Below are 16,006 nucleotides of genomic sequence, written 5' to 3' on the forward strand. Positions count from 1 at the left end.
CGGCTCCTGATCACGGGGCCTCCTGTCGCGAAGTCGACGCGGGCGTCAGCCCGATGGCCCGCGCCCACAGCCGGGTCAGGTGGTCGACGGCGTCCTGCTCGCCGGCCCGCTCCCCGAGATCCAGCCACACGTGGGCGAAGTGCTCGACCATGCCGCCCAGCATGACGGCCGTCAGCCGGGGGTCGAGCGAGGGGTCGGCCAGGCCCTGCTCCTGCAGCCGGCGCAGCCCGTCGGCGCCGCGCCGGACGAACGCCTCGCGCAGCTCCAGCACCAGCCGACCGAAGCGGGCGTCGGCGTCGGCGGCGTGCTCCACCATGCGGACCAGGCGCGAGTTGGCCGCCCAGGCCCGCAGGTAGAGGCGGTTGGCGGCCTCGATGCGGGCGTACGGGTCGCCGGAGGCGGCGTCGCCGACCGCGCTCGCCGCGAACATCTCGCCGACCACCGTCTGCGCCACCTCCCCGAACAGCGACTCCTTGGAGTCGAAGTACGTGTAGAAGGTGCCGTGGGAGACCCCGGCCCGCGCGCACACGTCGTCGATCCGCACGGCGTCATACCCGTGCTCCTCGAACGCCTCACGCCCGGCCGCGAGCAACGTGGCCCGGGTGCGCTTGCCGCGCAGGGTCAGGGATCTGACGATCACGTCAGTCACCGTAGCGAGCGGGGCGCGCGGAAGGAAGGGGTCCCGCCGCGCGCCGTCACGTCAGGTGCAGTGGCTCCAGCCGGACTTCCAGCTCAGCGAGTTCCACGAACCGCCCCAGATCACGCACTTCTTCACGGCCGCCAGCCGGACCGGGCCCGCGTACGCGGTGAACTTCCCCGGGTTGCCGGCGCTCGCGCCGCCCTGGACCTGGAGGGTGGCGTTCATGGAGACCTTGCCGGGATAGACCAGCTTCGACATCGTGACCACGCAGTTCTTGCCCGCGCTGGTGTTGTAGAGCAGGTAGATCGTGGCCGAGGTGCCCAGCGCGTGCTTGTCGATCACCCGGTAGCCGGTGCCGCAGACGGCCACGACGTTGAAGGTGTTCGGCTTGGGCGTGGCGGTCGGCTTGACGGTGGGCTTCACGGTCGGCTTGCTCGTCGTCGGCTTCTTGGCCGGGACCGTCGTCGTGGGGCCGGGGGTCGGGGTGGCGTCCGGCTGGTCGTCGCCGTCGATCAAGCCCGTGGGTTTCTTGGTCTTGGTGGGGGTGGGCTTGGGCGTGGCGTTCCTGGTGGGCGGGTGGGCCGTCGCCGTCACGGTCGTCACCGGGTTCGGGACCGCGATGACGGGTTCCTTGGTGTGCTTGACCTTCTTGGGCGGCTCGGCCTCGCCGACGTCCAGCGTGGGGACGGGCTCGCCGGTCTCCGCCGGGAGGATCGGGTCCGGGGTCACCTCGGCGACCGGCGGCTCGGGCTGTCCCGCGCCCTGTCCGTCGCCCGTGGGGTTCTGGGAGGTGCTGCCGGTGGCGGTCACGGCGACCTTGTCGCTGTTGGCCTGCACCACGACGGCGCCCGCCACCACCAGCAGCGCGGCGGCGGCCGCCCCGGAGAGCGCGAGCGTCAGCGTCCGCCGCTGCTTGTCGGGCGCCTTGCCGGACGTCTCACCGGACGCCCCGCCCTGCGGACCGCCGGGACCGCCGACCCTGGTCGCCCCCGCGTTCCCCGCCTGGGGTCCACCGGGGTGCCCTGCCTGGGGGCCGCCGGGATGTCCCGGCTGAGGAGCGCCCGGCATGCCGCCGTGCGGGTGCCCGTGCGGCACCGCACCCTGCGCGGCCGGCCCGCCCATCGCACCGCCCTGCGCCGCCGGACCGCCCATGCCACTGGCCTGGGGACCGCCGATCACGCCGCCCTGAGGACCGCCCTGAGGGCCGCCGGGAACGCCGCCCTGGGGGCCGCCTGGCGTGTGCGGGCCGCCGGGAACGCCGGCCTGCGGACCGCCCGGGGCTCCGGCCTGCGGGCCTCCCGGGTGGGGGACGCCCTGGGCGGCGCCGGGCATGGCGCCCGCGTGGGGGCCGCCTGGCGCGCCGGGCCCGGCCGGGCCGCCCTGAGGACCGCCCGCCGCACCTTGGGGGCCCGCCGGTCCCTGCGGGACGCCGGGGGCGGGACGGTTGTCGGGGCCGGGCTGCCGGGGCACGGCGTTGGCGCCGGTGGGCTGGGTCCAGGGACCGGGGTATGAGTCCTGCGCCGCACCGGGGGAGCCGGCCGCAGAGCCATTCGCAGGGCTGTTCGCAGGGCCGGCCTGGTGGGGCACGGCCGGGGTGGCGGTCGCGCCGGTGACCGGCTCGATGGCGGCCTTGGGAGCGGGCTGGCCCGTGAGCCGGACGATCAGCTCGTCGGCGCTCGGCCGCTGCGCCGGGTCCTTCGACAGGCACAGGCCCACCAGCGCGCCGAGTTCGCCCTCCATCCCGCCGAGCTGCGGCTCCTCGTTCAGGATGCGGTTCATCACCACGGGGATCGAGTCGGCCCCGAACGCGGGCTTGCCGGTGGCCGCGTACACCATCGTGACGCCCCACGCGAAGACGTCGGCCGCCTCTGACACGGCGGCCCCGCTGAGCTGCTCCGGCGCCAGGTACGACGGCGTCCCCATCGCCATCCCCGTGGCCGTCGCGCCGGGGGAGTCCAGCGCGCGGGCGATGCCGAAGTCGATCACGACCGGCCCCTCGGGGCCCATGAGCACGTTCGCGGGCTTGAAGTCGCGGTGCAGGATCCCGGCCCGGTGGATGGCCGCCAGCGCGGTGGCCGTGCTGATCGCGAGCCGTTCCAGCGCCGCGCCCCGCCGCGGGCCCTCGTTGATGACGAGCTCGCGCAGCGACGGTCCGGGCACGTACTCGCTCACGATGTACGGGCGGCTCCCGTCCAGGTCGGCGTGCAGGACGGGCGCGGTGCAGAACCGGGCGACCCGCTGCGCCACCGCCACCTCGCGCAGGAACCTGGTCCGCGCGTCGGCGTCGGCCACGAGGGCGTTGTGCAGCAGCTTGACGGCGACCTGGTCACCCGAGTCGCTCTTGCCCAGATAGACAACGCCTTGACCACCCTCGCCGAGCCGGGCGACGATGTCGTACGCCCCCAGCCGCCGCGGGTCGTCCGCCGCCAGCGGCTGGAACTGATTCACGTCGGACCCCCATGACAACCAATAGATGGGGCAAAACGCTACCAGCGTGACATGTGGGGCGTCTGCCGGACCTGTAAGTAAGTTCCACCTTTGACCGAACATGTCAGTGTTTCGTCGCAGGTCGTGTCCGCGCCGGAGCCCAAGGTCACGGCTTGGCAAATTCAGATGGCCTTGCCCGGGTTCATGATCCCCAGCGGGTCGAAGACCGCCTTGATGCCCCGCTGCACCTCGGCCGTCACCGGCCCGGACTCCAGCCCCAGCCAGCGCCGCTTGAGCACGCCCACGCCGTGCTCGCCGGTCAGCGTGCCGCCGAGCGAGAGCGCGTGCCGGAACACCTCGTCGGCCGCGGCCCACACCTGCGCGGGCGGCTCGGCCGTGCCGTGCTCGAAGATGAAGACCGGGTGCAGGTTGCCGTCGCCGGCGTGGGCGACCGTGCAGATCCGCACGCCGTGCCGGGCCGCCGCCGCCTCGATCGCGGTGATCATCTCGGGCAGCGCCGAGCGCGGCACGCACACGTCCTCGACCAGGCACGCCCCCAGCCGCTCCTTGGCCTGGTAGGCCATCCTGCGCAGCCCGACCAGCTCCTCGGTCTCCTGCGGACCGGAGGAGACGGCCACGAACGAGGCGCCGTTGTCCAGGCAGAGCCGTTCCATGCGGGCGGCCACGGCCTGGCCGTCGGTCGCGTCGGACTGGCCGATCAGCATGGCCTGCGTGGCCGGTTCGAGCCCGATGTTGCGCCAGTCGTCGATGGCCTCCAGCGTGGCCCGGTCCAGCAGCTCCATCAGCGAGGGCTGGCAGCCCGCGGCCATGATCGCCGACACGGCCGCGCCCGCCTCGCGCAGCGAGCCGAACTCGGCGGCGAACGTGGCCGGCGGCGCGTCCGGCGCCCGCCGCAGCCGCACGGTGGCCGCGGTGATCACGCCCAGCGTGCCCTCCGAGCCGACGAACAGGCCGGTCAGGTCGTAGCCGGTGACGCCCTTCATCGTGCGCCGGCCGGTGTTCAGGATCCGCCCGTCGGCCAGCACGACCTCAAGGCCGAGCGTGGCGTCCCTGGTGACGCCGTACTTCACGCAGCGCAGGCCGCCGGCGTTGGTGGCCAGGTTCCCGCCGATCGTGGAGATCTCGTACGACGAGGGATCCGGCGCGTACATGAGCCCGTGCCCGCGGGCGGCGCGGTCGAGGTCGGCGGTGATGACCCCCGGCTCCACCACGGCGATCTCGTCGGCGGGGGAGAGCTCCCTGATGGCCGTCATCCTGGCCAGCGACAACACGATCGTCCCGTCGCCGGCCGTGGCCGCGCCCGCCAGGCCCGTGCCGGCGCCGCGCGGCACGACCGGCACCCGGTGCTCGGTGGCCCACCGCAGGGTCGTCACCACGTCCTCGCGCGAGGCGGCGAGCACCACGCCGAGCGGCTTGCCCGGCTCGACGAACGTGCGGTCGCGGGCGTAGGAGTCGATCACGTCCGGATCGGTCAGCACGCGAGCTTCGGACAGCGAGTTCACCAGGGCATCAATCGGTCTCACACCTGCACCCTACGGTTTGCGCGGACCGTTCCTTAAGGCCAGACTGCCCTGGGTGGAAGTCAGGTGCCCGGTATGTACGCAGGCTGACCAGCTCGTCTCGGTTCCGGGCGCGGTCGCCGCGGGGACGACATACCGGATCGGAAGGGTCAGGCTGCCCGGCCAGCGCGAGGTCGCCGACCTGCCGACCGCGCCGTCGATGGGCGCGTCGAAGCACGTCATGAGCCGTACGCAGCTCGCGGTGTGGATGTCGTTCCCCAGCCGCCACTACACGCCCTGGGCCAGGAACCAGGGGTGGATCATGCTCGGCGTGGCGGCCCTGGTGCACCTCGTCGTGTCGCTGGTGATCGCGATGGGCAAGGACTCGCAGTGGAGCGAGGTGCTGCTCGCGCCGTTCTGCCTCACCGGGCTGTTCTGGGGGCTCGGGCTGCTGTTCGTGCTCGGCGCGCGCGGCGCCCGCAGGCGCGACCACGCCGAGGCCCCGGCCCGGGAGAAGGCGCTGGCCGTGTGGGAACGGCTGTACTACTGCGCCCGCGACAACGTCGCGTTCGAGCCGGGGGTCGGCGTCTCGTTCCATCCGGGCGAGACGCGCGAGTACATCTTCGGCTTCAGGGGCCGGGCGATCTAGCCGCGCTCCTCCGCCACCAGGCGGACGCAGACGGCCAGGCCGTCGATGGCCTGCTCCAGCTCGTCCAGCTCGGGGAAGGTGGGGGCGATGCGGATCGTGCGGTCGGCCGGGTCCTGGCCGTAGGGGTGGGTGGCGCCGGCCGGGGTGAGCGCGATGCCCGCGGCCTTGGCCCTGGCCACGACCTCGGCGGCGTGCGGCACCTCCAGGCTGATGAAGTAGCCGCCGCGCGGGCTGGTCCAGGTGGCCAGGTCGCCGAGGCGCTCGGTCAGCACCTTGTCGACCAGCTCGAACTTCGGGCCGATCAGCTCGGCGTGCCGCCGCATGTGCGCGGCCACGCCCGCGGCGTCGCGCAGGAACTCCACGTGCCGGAGCTGGTTGAGCTTGTCGGGGCCGATGGACTGCTTGGCGGTGTTGGCGAGGAACCACTCCACGTTCGCCGGCGAGGAGCCGAAGAACGACACGCCCGAGCCCGCGTACGTCACCTTCGAGGTGGAGGCGTAGACGAACACGCGGTCGGCGTTGCCGTGCTCGGCCGCCAGCGCGAGCAGGTCGGCCAGCTCGTCCGGCGTGTCGGTGAGGTGGTGGACGGCGTAGGCGTTGTCCCACATGATCCGGAAGTCGGGGGCGGCCGTCGGCATGGCGGCCAGCCTGCGCACGGTCTCGTCGCTGTAGGTGACGCCGGACGGGTTGCTGTACTTCGGCACGCACCAGATGCCCTTGACCGCCGGGTCCGCGGCGACCAGGCGCTCCACGACGTCCATGTCGGGGCCGTCGGCGTTCATCGGGACGGCCGTCATCTTGATGCCGAGCCGCTCGCAGATGGTGAAATGCCGGTCGTAGCCGGGCACCGGGCACAGGAACGTGATCTCCGGCTCCTCGACCCAGCGGCGCTCGGCCCCCGGCACCTTCGACAGCAGCGCGTGCACGATCGTGTCGTGCATCAGCGTCAGGCTGGAGTTGCCGCCCACGACGAGCTGCCCGGCGGGCACCTGCACCAGTGGCGCGAAGATCTCGCGCAGCTCGGGCAGGCCCTGGAGGTTGCCGTAGTTGCGGCCGTCGGTGCCGTCGGCGGCCTTGACGGAGGTGGGCAGCTTGAGCATGCCGTCGGAGAGATCGAGCTGGCGCGGTGACGGCTTGCCCCGGGTGAGGTCGAGCGAGAGCCCCCGCTGGACGAGGGCGGCGTAGTCACTCTGTGCGGTCACGAGATCTCTCCTCCGAGTCGGTTCGGTCCAAAGGATAGAAGAAATCCACAAGGGGTCCGGTAATCGCCCGGCATGTGGGACACCGGTTCAAAGACGTTCTAAAGAAGCGCTTCCCGTCCGGCGATCGCCGGAGTGGAATGGAGGACATCGGGCAGGCACAACTCCGCGAAGGAGGGAGCAGCCGTGACGACTGTTCGGGACACCTCGATCGAGCAGGTCAGGCGCCGCCGTACCGGGACCGTCATCGCCTCCTGGCTCTCGACGACCGACCACAAGGTCATCGGGTACCTCTACCTGATCACCTCCTTCGGCTTCTTCCTCGTCGCGGGCGTCATGGCCATGCTGATCAGGGCCGAGCTGGCGCGGCCCGGCATGCAGGTGGTCAGCCAGCAGCTGTACAACCAGCTGTTCACCATCCACGGCACGGTGATGCTGCTGCTGTTCGCCACGCCGCTGTTCGCCGGGTTCGCCAACGTGGTCATGCCGCTGCAGATCGGCGCGCCCGACGTGGCCTTCCCCCGGCTGAACGCGGTGGCGTACTGGCTGTTCCTGTTCGGCGGGCTCATGGTGCTGGCGGGCTTCCTCACCCCGGGCGGGGCCGCCGACTTCGGCTGGTTCGCCTACACGCCGCTGTCGTCGGCCATCCACTCGCCGCAGGTGGGCGGCGACCTGTGGATCATGGGCCTGGTGATGTCCGGCCTCGGCACGATCCTCGGCGCGGTCAACTTCATCTCCACGATCATCGGCATGCGGGCCCCGGGCATGACCATGTTCCGCCTGCCGATCTTCACCTGGAACGTGCTGCTGACCAGCATGCTCGTGCTGATGGCCTTCCCCGTGCTGGCCGCCGCGCTGCTGGTGCTGGAGTCGGACCGCAAGCTCGGCACGCACGTCTTCGACGGCGCGAACGGCGGGCCGCTGCTGTGGCAGCACCTGTTCTGGTTCTTCGGCCATCCCGAGGTCTACATCATCGCGCTGCCGTTCTTCGGGATCGTCACCGAGGTGATCCCGGTGTTCAGCCGCAAGCCGATCTTCGGCTACCTGAGCCTGGTCGGGGCCACCATCGCGATCGCCGGGCTGTCGATGACCGTGTGGGCGCACCACATGTTCGCGACCGGGCAGGTGCTGCTGCCGTTCTTCTCGTTCATGACGTTCCTCATCGCGGTGCCGACGGGGGTGAAGTTCTTCAACTGGATCGGCACGATGTGGCGCGGCCATCTGTCCTTCGAGACGCCGATGCTGTTCGCGGTGGGGTTCCTGGTCACGTTCCTGCTCGGCGGGCTGACCGGCGTCATCCTGGCCTCGCCGCCGCTGGACTTCCAGATCAGCGACACCTACTTCGTCGTCGCCCACTTCCACTACGTGGTCTTCGGCACGGTGGTGTTCGCCATGTTCGCCGGCTTCTACTTCTGGTGGCCGAAGATGACCGGCAAGATGCTCGACGACCGGCTCGGCAAGGTGCACTTCTGGACGTTGTTCGCCGGCTTCCACACCACGTTCCTCGTCCAGCACTGGCTCGGCCAGCTCGGCATGCCGCGCCGGTACGCCGACTACAGCGCGGCCGACGGCTTCACCGCGCTCAACGAGATCTCCTCGGCCGGGGCGTTCCTGCTCGGCGCCTCGACGCTGCCGTTCCTCTACAACGTGTACCGGACGGCCAGGCACGCGCCCAGGGTCACGCTCGACGACCCCTGGGGTTACGGCAACTCGCTGGAGTGGGCGACCTCCTGCCCGCCGCCGCGGCACAACTTCACCGGCATGCCGCCGATCCGCTCCGAGCGGCCCGCGTTCGACCTGCACTACCCGCACGAGGACGCGACGCCCGCCGTGGAGCCGGACCCCGGCCCAGAGCAGCCGCCCGCGGTGCGCGCCACCGACTAGTACGGCGTTTCAAGATCGCGTCGTTCCGTTTATGCGAGGCGATTGCGGGCGACGCCGCCGCGACAATTCTGTTGGTCAAAATGTCGTAGTTTGATCACGTTTCAACAACGTACTTTACGACCCGTTTATCCACCCTCTAGCGTCCGGCATTGCACACCCTATGGCCATGCGCCCGGCGACCCCGGGCAGAGAGGGTACCTGGTGCCAAGCTCAAAGCGCCTGTTAGTCGTGTTCCCGGCGGTCGCCCTCCTCGGCGCCGCGCTGACCGTCCCGGCGGCCCAGGCCACGTCAGTGGCCAGCTACCAGCCCACGGCGGCGGACTACTACATCAACTACGCTCCCCCGCGGGTCGAGAAGGAGCCGCAGGAACCCGGCCTGAACAAGGGCAAGGCCCGCTCGCTCTCACCGGCGGAGAAGTTCGACAGGAAGTTCGTCAGCGGGAACCCCGCCGCGGCCCGCGTCCTCGCCGCCCGCGAGAACCAGGCCATCAGGACCGGCCGCAACCCGGCTGAATGGATCTTCAAGAACTCCAAGCAGGTCAAGACCGCCAAGCTCCTCACCGTCCTGGTCGAGTTCAACGAGCAGGCGAACGACGACTTCTCCGGCTTCAACCGGCTGCGCACCACCGACAGCCCGCCGGACGACTGCGTGGTCGAGCCGCCGGGCACGCTCAAGAACGGCCCGCTGCACAACAACATCCCCGACCCGGCGACGCTGCCGCAGAAGGACAACAACTCCTTCTGGCTCAAGGACTTCAGCACCGACCACTTCAACAAGATGCTCTACAGCGACAAGGGCATCACCGAGCGCGTGCGCAAGGACCTGAAGGACCCGCGCGACGGCAAGCCCGGCATCGACATCTCCGGCTTCACGATGAAGAAGATGTACGAGGAGCTGTCCAAGGGCGCCTACTCCGTCACCGGCTCGGCCGTCGGCTGGATCAAGGCCCCCCACTCCGAGGCGTACTACGGCGCCGCGGCCTGTGGTGGCCAGCCGCAGGACATGTCGGGCCACCCCAGCAACCCGACCGGCGCGGGCCAGCTCGCCATCGACACGGTCAACGCCCTGGCCGCGGCCCAGCCGAACTTCCCGTGGGCCGACTACGACCAGGAGGACGTGGCCGACTCCGACGGCGACGGCAACTTCGACGAGCCCGACGGCGTCATCGACCACCTGGTGATGGTGCACGCCGGCAAGGACAAGTCCTCCGACGGCGGCGCCGAGGGCACCTACGCCATCTGGGCGCACTCCAGCGCGGTCGCGGGCGGTTACAAGATCCCCGGCAGCGACAAGAAGATCTCCAACTACATCGTGCAGCCCGAGGACTCCGGCGTCGGCGTCTTCGCCCACGAGTACGGCCACGACCTGGGCCTGCCCGACCTGTACGACACCAGCGGCCAGGCCAGCTCCGCGGTGGACTTCTGGGACCTGATGTCCAGCGGCTCCCACTCCGGCCCCATCTTCCAGTCCATGCCCACGCACATGGGCCTGTGGGACAAGTGGGTGCTCGGCTGGGCCAACCCGAAGACGTTCAACCCGGGTGACGCCAGCAGGCTCGTCACCGTCGGGCAGTCCTCGCGCACGCCCAAGCTCACCGAGGACGGCGTCCGGGTGAACCTGGCCTCCACGCCGCTGAAGATGATCGACCCGCACAGCGGCACGAAGGCCTGGTGGTCCAACCTCGACCAGGACTGGGCCAACCAGACCCTGACCCGCGACGTCCCGGTGCCCGCGGGCTCCGACGTGCGGTTCTGGATGTGGAACAACTACGAGATCGAGCAGGACTGGGACTTCGGCTTCGTGGAGGTCTCGACCGACGGCGGCCAGACCTGGACCCAGCTCAAGGTCTACGACGAGGCCGGCACCGAGGTCAGCACCCCCGACGGCTACCCCGACCCGAACAAGAACCTCAAGACGTTCGGCAACAAGAAGTACGGGCTCACCGGTGACACCGGCGGCCAGTGGCGGCACGACTACGTCAACCTGACGCCGTACGCCGGGCAGTCGATCAAGCTGCGCCTGACCTACAACACCGACGCCGCCTTCGAGCCGCGCGGCTGGCACGCCGACGACTTCTCGCTCACCAACGGCGGCACCGCCGTCTGGAGCGACGACGTCGAGAACGGCGACAACGGCTGGAAGGCCACCGGCGGCACGTTCACCAACACCAGCGGCCAGGGCTGGACCGTCAACAACGGCTCGCGCGAGATCTCCCGCTTCTACCTCGCCGAGTGGCGCAACTTCGACGGCTTCGACAAGGGCCTGCAGTACGCCTACGACACCAACTACTCCCGCGACGGGGCGTGGAAGGTCGAGAAGGTCAAGTACAACGCGCCCGGCCTGCTGGTCTGGTACCGCGACTCGACCTTCACCAACAACTCGGTGGTCAACAACCTGACCCTGCCGCCGAGCATCGGCTCCAAGGGCAGCCTGCTGGTCGTGGACTCGCACTACGACCCGCTGCGCCGCACCGGCACCGCCGCCGAGAAGGACCCGACCAGGCACAAGAACCTGGAGGGCCGTACGCAGTCCTCGAACGCGGCGTTCTCCTTCAACAAGACCTACCCGCTGAAGGAGTGCCTGGAGGCGCCGGACGAGCCCTTCAGCGAGTACTGCACCAACGTCCCCGCGCTCAAGGGCGTGCCGGCCTTCACCGACGCGAAGACCTGGGTTCCGGGCTTCGAGCTGCAGAACGGCTCGCTCTACTACCGTGACTTCGACGCCTCCACGGTGGTGCCGAGCAAGGGCGACCAGCCGTACAGCACCCGCGTGGTGCACCTGGACGGCACCCCCGCCACCGAGCTGTACGGGACCGACCTCGGCGACGGCCACGTCGCCGGCTCGGGCAACCCCGGCGACGAGGGCAAGGCGCTGGGCGTGCAGTTCAAGCTGATCAGCCCGCTGCCGGGCAACCTGGGCGCCATCGTCCAGGTCGTCCCGCCGAAGAAGTAACGTGAGGAGGGCCGCCGGGTCTCCGGCGGCCCCCCGATCCAGCACTGAGCGGCGGACACAGCGCCTACGATTGATGACCATGAGCGAACTGCGCACCAAGATCGAGCACACTGAGGCGATCCGGCGGGATCGCCGGGTGGCGGTGGTGGTGAACACTCGCTCACGCCGCGGCCGCCGCCACTACTTCGAGGTCATCGAGCAGCTGCACAACCTGGGGTTCGAGCCGCTGGCCGAGCTGTCGGTCTACAACCCCAAGCGGCTGCGCGACCTGCTCGACACCGCTCTCGCCACCGACCCCGACCTGCTGATCGTGGGCGGCGGCGACGGCACCCTCTCCTCGGCCGTGCGCCACGTCGCCCACCGCGACGTGGCGCTCGGCGTGTTGCCGCTCGGCACCACCAACAACTTCGCCAGGAGCCTCGGCCTGCCGCTCGACCTGGCCGGCGCCATCCGGGTGTTCTCCACCGGCAAGGTCGCCGACATCGACCTCGGCATGGCCGGCGACCGGCCCTTCGCCAACCTGGCCAGCTTCGGGGTCTCGGTCGAGGTGGCCGGCCGGGTCAAGCCGTGGCTCAAGCGCATCGTGGGCCGTCCGGCCTACCCGATGACCGCGCTGACCGTGCTGCCGGGCCACCGGCCCTTCCGGGCCTACATCACCGTCGAGGGCCAGCGCCACGAGCTGCTCACCCACCAGCTCAACATCGCCAACGGCCGCTTCCACGGCGGCTGGCAGGTGGCCAAGGACATCAGCATCGACAACGGCATGCTGGTGGCCTACCAGCTCGGCTCGGGCAAGAAGCTGCGCCTGCTCGGCGAGACGCTGCTGCGCGCGACCACCGGCCGCTGGCGCAGCCTGGCGGGCGGCCCGTTCGTGGTCGGCCGGGAGATGCTGCTGGAGACCGACCCGCCGATGGCCGCCGACGTCGACGGCGAGGTGCGCCTGCGCACTCCGATCACGCTGCGCGTGGTGCCCAACGGCGTGCGCGTGATGGTCCCCGACTCCTTCGAGGACAACTGACCTCAGCCCTCGCCCAGCGCCCGGTAGGCGGGGGCGAGCGCGTCCGCCAGGCCGGCGGGCGGCGGGAAGACCCGCGGCAGCAGGTCGGGGGCGGCCGCGGCGGGGCGGCGTTCCGGGCGGTGCGCGGTGGCGCCGGGGGCGTAGAAGTCGGCCAGCCGGTCGGCGAACGGCACGTCGGCCACCTCCAGCGGGTCGGGCGCGGGCGGGTCGTCGGCCAGCGAGCCGAGCAGCTGCTCGCGGGTGCGCCCGCGCCAGGCCAGCACCAGGAACGGGTCGTCGTCGAACGACTCGGCCAGCAGGTAGAGCACGGCCGACAGGTGCTTGCACGGGAACCCCCAGTCGGGGCACGAGCACTCCATGTCCAGGTCGCGCGGGAACAGGTCGGCGCCATGGGCGGCGAACAGCTCCTCGATCTCGACCGGCATCTCCCCGGCCAGCAGCCTGGCCCGGTGGACGGCCTGCGCCGCGACGGCCTCCTCCAGCCGCGCCCACACGTCCTCGCCGTAGACGTCGATCCTGACCACGACGTCGTACGGCTTCGGCCGCGACCCCTGCACGGACGCCCGGACCAGCCCCGCCGACAGGTCGATCGAGAGCACCTGGCCCTTGCGGGCGTAGGCGCGGCCGCGGGACAGGCGGCCCTTGTCGCAGACGCGTTCCAGGATGTCGACGAAGCGCCTGGACCACCAGGCCGAGCCGATGCTGCCGCGCCGCGACCGGGCCCGCAGGCCGCCCTCGACCTCGATGGGGCCGCCGCCGTCGTACCAGTCGGGCATGGTCAGGACCCTCCCGTGAGGCGGAACACCTCGCGCAGCTCGTCGGTGGACAGGTCGGTCAGCCACTCCTCACCGGCGCCGACCACCCGCTCGGCCAGCGCCTTCTTGCGCTCGATCATCTGGTCGACGCGCTCTTCGAGGGTGCCCGCGCAGATCAGCTTGCGCACCTGGACGTTCCTGCGCTGGCCGATGCGGAAGGCCCGGTCGGTGGCCTGGTCCTCCACGGCCGGGTTCCACCAGCGGTCGACGTGGACGACGTGGCTCGCCGCCGTCAGGTTGAGCCCGACGCCGGCCGCCTTGAGCGACAGCAGGAACAACATCGGCTCCGGATCGTGCTGGAAACGCTCGACCAGACGGTCGCGGGTCTTCTTGGGCAGGCCGCCGTGCAGCCACAGGACCGGGCGGCCGAGCCGCTGGGCGAGGTAGGGCTGGAGCATCGTGCCGAACTCGGCGTACTGCGTGAACAGCAGCGCCTTCTCGCCCTCGGCCAGGACCTCCTCGGCCAGCTGCTCCAGCCGGGCCAGCTTGCCCGACCGGCCGGCCAGGCGGGAGCCGTCCTTGAGCAGGTGGGCCGGGTGGTTGCAGACTTGCTTGAGCCTGGCCATGGCCGACAGCACCAGGCCGCGCCGCTCGACGCCCTCGCTGTCGTCGATCCGGGCCAGCATGTCGTCCACGACGGCCTGGTAGAGGGTGGCCTGCTCGGGGGTGAGCGGGCACCACTCCTTGATCTCGATCTTCTCCGGCAGGTCGGAGATGACGGACCGGTCGGTCTTGAGCCGGCGCAGGATGAACGGGCCCGTCGCCCGCTTCAGCGCGTCGGCGGCCTGCTCGTCCTGGCGGGCCTCGATGGGCTCCTGGAACCGGGTGCGGAAGCGGGCCCGCGGCCCGAGCAGGCCCGGGTTGGCGAACTCCATGATCGACCAGAGCTCGGCGAGGTGGTTCTCGACCGGCGTGCCGGTCAGGGCCAGCCGGGTGCCGGTGGGGATCGACCGGACGGCGCGGGCCTGGAGGGTGCCGCTGTTCTTGATCGCCTGGGCCTCGTCGCACACCACCCGGCGCCACTCGTGCTCCCGCAGGGTCTCCAGGTCGCGGTGGGCGGTGCCGTACGTGGTGATCACCAGGTCGGCCGCCGCGATGCGGGCGGCGTCCCGGCCGGGGCCGTGGTGGACGTACACGCGCAGCCCCGGGGCGAACCTGGCCGCCTCCCGCTGCCAGTTGCCCACCAGCGACATCGGGCAGACCAGCAGCGTGGGCGCGGCGGCCCGCTCGTGGACGAGCAGCGCCAGCGTGGTGACCGTCTTGCCCAGGCCCATGTCGTCGGCGAGCACGCCGCCGAGGCCCAGCTCCGACAGGAAGCTCAGCCACGCCAGCCCGCGCTCCTGGTAGGGCCGCAGCACGGCGTCCAGGCCCGGCGGGGTCGCCAGCGGGGTGAGCCGCCGCTCGGCCTGGCCCGACAGCAGGTCGCCGAGCACGCCGTCGGCGTCGACCGCCAGCAACGGCAGCTCGTCGTCGCCCTGGATCACGTGGCGCAGCAGGTCGGCCGCCGCCGCCTCGCCCGCGCGCACCCCCTCCACGGCCCGCAGCGCGGCCTTGAGCTGCCGGTCGTCCAGCTCCACCCACTGGCCGCGGACCCGGACCAGCGGCACCTTGAGCCTGGCCAGCTCGGCCAGCTCCGCCTCGCTGATCGTCTCCTCGCCCACCGCCAGGTCGACGCGGAAGTCGACCAGCTCGCGCAGCCCGAAGCCCTGGCTGACGGCCGCCGTCTGGGGCTTGGTCCTGGTGGTGAGCTTGAGCCCGAGCCGCGTACGGCCCGCCCAGCGCGGCAGCTGCACCCCGAACCCGGCCGCCTGGAGCAGCGGCGCGGCCTGGCGCAGGAAGCCGAACGCGCCCGCCGTGTCGAGGGTCAGCTCGCTCGGCTCCGGCACGCGCAGGGCCCGGTCCAGCTCCGGGTAGAGCCGCACGGCCCGGCCGAGCCCGGCCAGCAGCTCGCGCTCCGGCCGGCCGGGCAGGCCCTTCTCGCCGTCCCAGACGCGGGCGGCGGGGACGTACAGGCTGGGGTCGTCGGCGGCCTGCAACGCCAGCTCGACCCGCCAGTCGTCGCCGGCGGCCGGTTCGAGCAGGCGGAAGCAGACGCGGGTGGCGCCCTCGGCCGCCGTGACGGCCGCCCGCCAGCGGTCCAGCTCCTCGCGCAGCCCCGGGTCGTCGGGGCAGGCCGGGTCGCCGGTCAGCGCGGCCAGCCACCGTTCCCGCGGCGTCGCCGGGGCGGCGGCAGAGGGGGCGGCCAGGGGAGTGGTGACGGCCTGCCGGACGAGCGCGTCGGTGAACGCCTCCAGCGCCTGGAGCTGCACCCCGGCGGCCGGGCGCTCGGCGGCCCAGGTGCGGCAGGCGGGCGGCATGGCCAGGGCCAGGTCGCGGAAGTAGGCGGCGTCGGCCCCGGTCAGCACGGGCCGCCACAGGGCCAGCGCGGCCCCGTCGGCATCGGGCACGGAGACGAGCTGGGGGACGACCCGGCCACGGCCCACGAGGTCGCGGGCGAGCGCGGCGACGGCGGCCCAGTGGCGGACGGTGGCGGTGGCGTCGCCCGGAAGGCCGTCCAGCGCGGCAAGGGCCTCGGCGGGCGGCAGCACGACCGCGAGCACCCGCCACGGCAGCAGCCGCGGCCTGACCACCTCGGTCAGCAGCCCCGTCTCCGGCGAGGGCAGCGGCCCCTTGGCCGACCCCGGCAGCAGCAGCTCCAGCTCCCTGGACGGCCCGCCCACCCCGAGGCCCGGCGCGCCGGCCAGCTCGGCAGGGGACGCGGCGAACGGATGGGGCCGCGCGCCCGCCCCGCGGGACACGGCGGCGGCCCGGCCGGGAACCTCTCCCCAGAAGGCGAGCCCGTCACCCGCCCACACCCCATGTACCAGCACCCCGGCAGGTTACCGCCGGCCTGGAGCGACCG

General features: G+C 71.8%; 10 protein-coding genes. 4 read left to right on the plus strand and 6 right to left on the minus strand.

All coding sequences use genetic code 11. The features are described from left to right. Positions 1 to 10: 10 nt before the first annotated feature. From AB0J46_RS32150 to AB0J46_RS32160, 3 genes are all read right to left on the minus strand, one after another. Positions 11 to 640: a TetR/AcrR family transcriptional regulator gene (locus AB0J46_RS32150; protein ID WP_357964558.1), complete on the minus strand. Its 630-nt coding sequence runs from the start codon at positions 638 to 640 to the stop codon at positions 11 to 13. A gap of 60 nt (positions 641 to 700) precedes the next feature. Then, a complete protein-coding gene (locus tag AB0J46_RS32155; RefSeq protein WP_364337934.1) occupies positions 701 to 3,088 on the minus strand; it encodes a serine/threonine-protein kinase in 2,388 nt (795 codons plus the stop codon). 161 nt (positions 3,089 to 3,249) lie between these two features. Continuing rightward, positions 3,250 to 4,611 (minus strand): FAD-linked oxidase C-terminal domain-containing protein, encoded by a 1,362-nt coding sequence (locus AB0J46_RS32160; RefSeq protein WP_364337935.1) that lies wholly within the window; start codon positions 4,609 to 4,611, stop codon positions 3,250 to 3,252. Between the two features lie 52 nt (positions 4,612 to 4,663). On the opposite strand from AB0J46_RS32160, the gene AB0J46_RS32165 reads away from it, so the two are divergent. Further along, the gene (locus AB0J46_RS32165) at positions 4,664 to 5,236 is read left to right on the plus strand and encodes a hypothetical protein (RefSeq protein ID WP_364337936.1); all 573 of its coding nucleotides are present in this window, start codon (positions 4,664 to 4,666) and stop codon (positions 5,234 to 5,236) included. Here the strand turns inward: AB0J46_RS32165 and AB0J46_RS32170 are convergent. Then, on the minus strand, positions 5,233 to 6,438 hold the full coding sequence (locus AB0J46_RS32170) for an aminotransferase class I/II-fold pyridoxal phosphate-dependent enzyme (protein ID WP_364337937.1): 1,206 nt from the start codon (positions 6,436 to 6,438) through the stop codon (positions 5,233 to 5,235). The genes AB0J46_RS32165 and AB0J46_RS32170 overlap by 4 nt on opposite strands. A gap of 183 nt (positions 6,439 to 6,621) precedes the next feature. Here AB0J46_RS32170 and ctaD point away from each other — a divergent pair, with 183 nt between their 5' ends. From ctaD to AB0J46_RS32185, 3 genes are all read left to right on the plus strand, one after another. Continuing rightward, a complete protein-coding gene (ctaD, locus tag AB0J46_RS32175) occupies positions 6,622 to 8,319 on the plus strand; it encodes a cytochrome c oxidase subunit I (RefSeq protein ID WP_364337938.1) in 1,698 nt (565 codons plus the stop codon). Between the two features lie 201 nt (positions 8,320 to 8,520). Then, entirely contained in the window at positions 8,521 to 11,271 is a 2,751-nt protein-coding gene (locus AB0J46_RS32180) for an immune inhibitor A domain-containing protein (protein WP_364337939.1), read from the plus strand. Between the two features lie 79 nt (positions 11,272 to 11,350). Beyond that, positions 11,351 to 12,289 (plus strand): diacylglycerol kinase family protein, encoded by a 939-nt coding sequence (locus tag AB0J46_RS32185; RefSeq protein ID WP_358285242.1) that lies wholly within the window; start codon positions 11,351 to 11,353, stop codon positions 12,287 to 12,289. 2 nt (positions 12,290 to 12,291) lie between these two features. Here the strand turns inward: AB0J46_RS32185 and AB0J46_RS32190 are convergent, their stop codons facing one another. Beyond that, on the minus strand, positions 12,292 to 13,065 hold the full coding sequence (locus tag AB0J46_RS32190; RefSeq protein ID WP_364337940.1) for an SWIM zinc finger family protein: 774 nt from the start codon (positions 13,063 to 13,065) through the stop codon (positions 12,292 to 12,294). Positions 13,066 to 13,067: 2 nt separating this feature from the next. After that, on the minus strand, positions 13,068 to 15,974 hold the full coding sequence (locus tag AB0J46_RS32195; protein WP_364337941.1) for a DEAD/DEAH box helicase: 2,907 nt from the start codon (positions 15,972 to 15,974) through the stop codon (positions 13,068 to 13,070). Positions 15,975 to 16,006: the final 32 nt, after the last annotated feature.

This window comes from Nonomuraea sp. NPDC049758 (genome assembly GCF_040674635.1).
Classification (GTDB): Bacteria; Actinomycetota; Actinomycetes; order Streptosporangiales; family Streptosporangiaceae; genus Nonomuraea.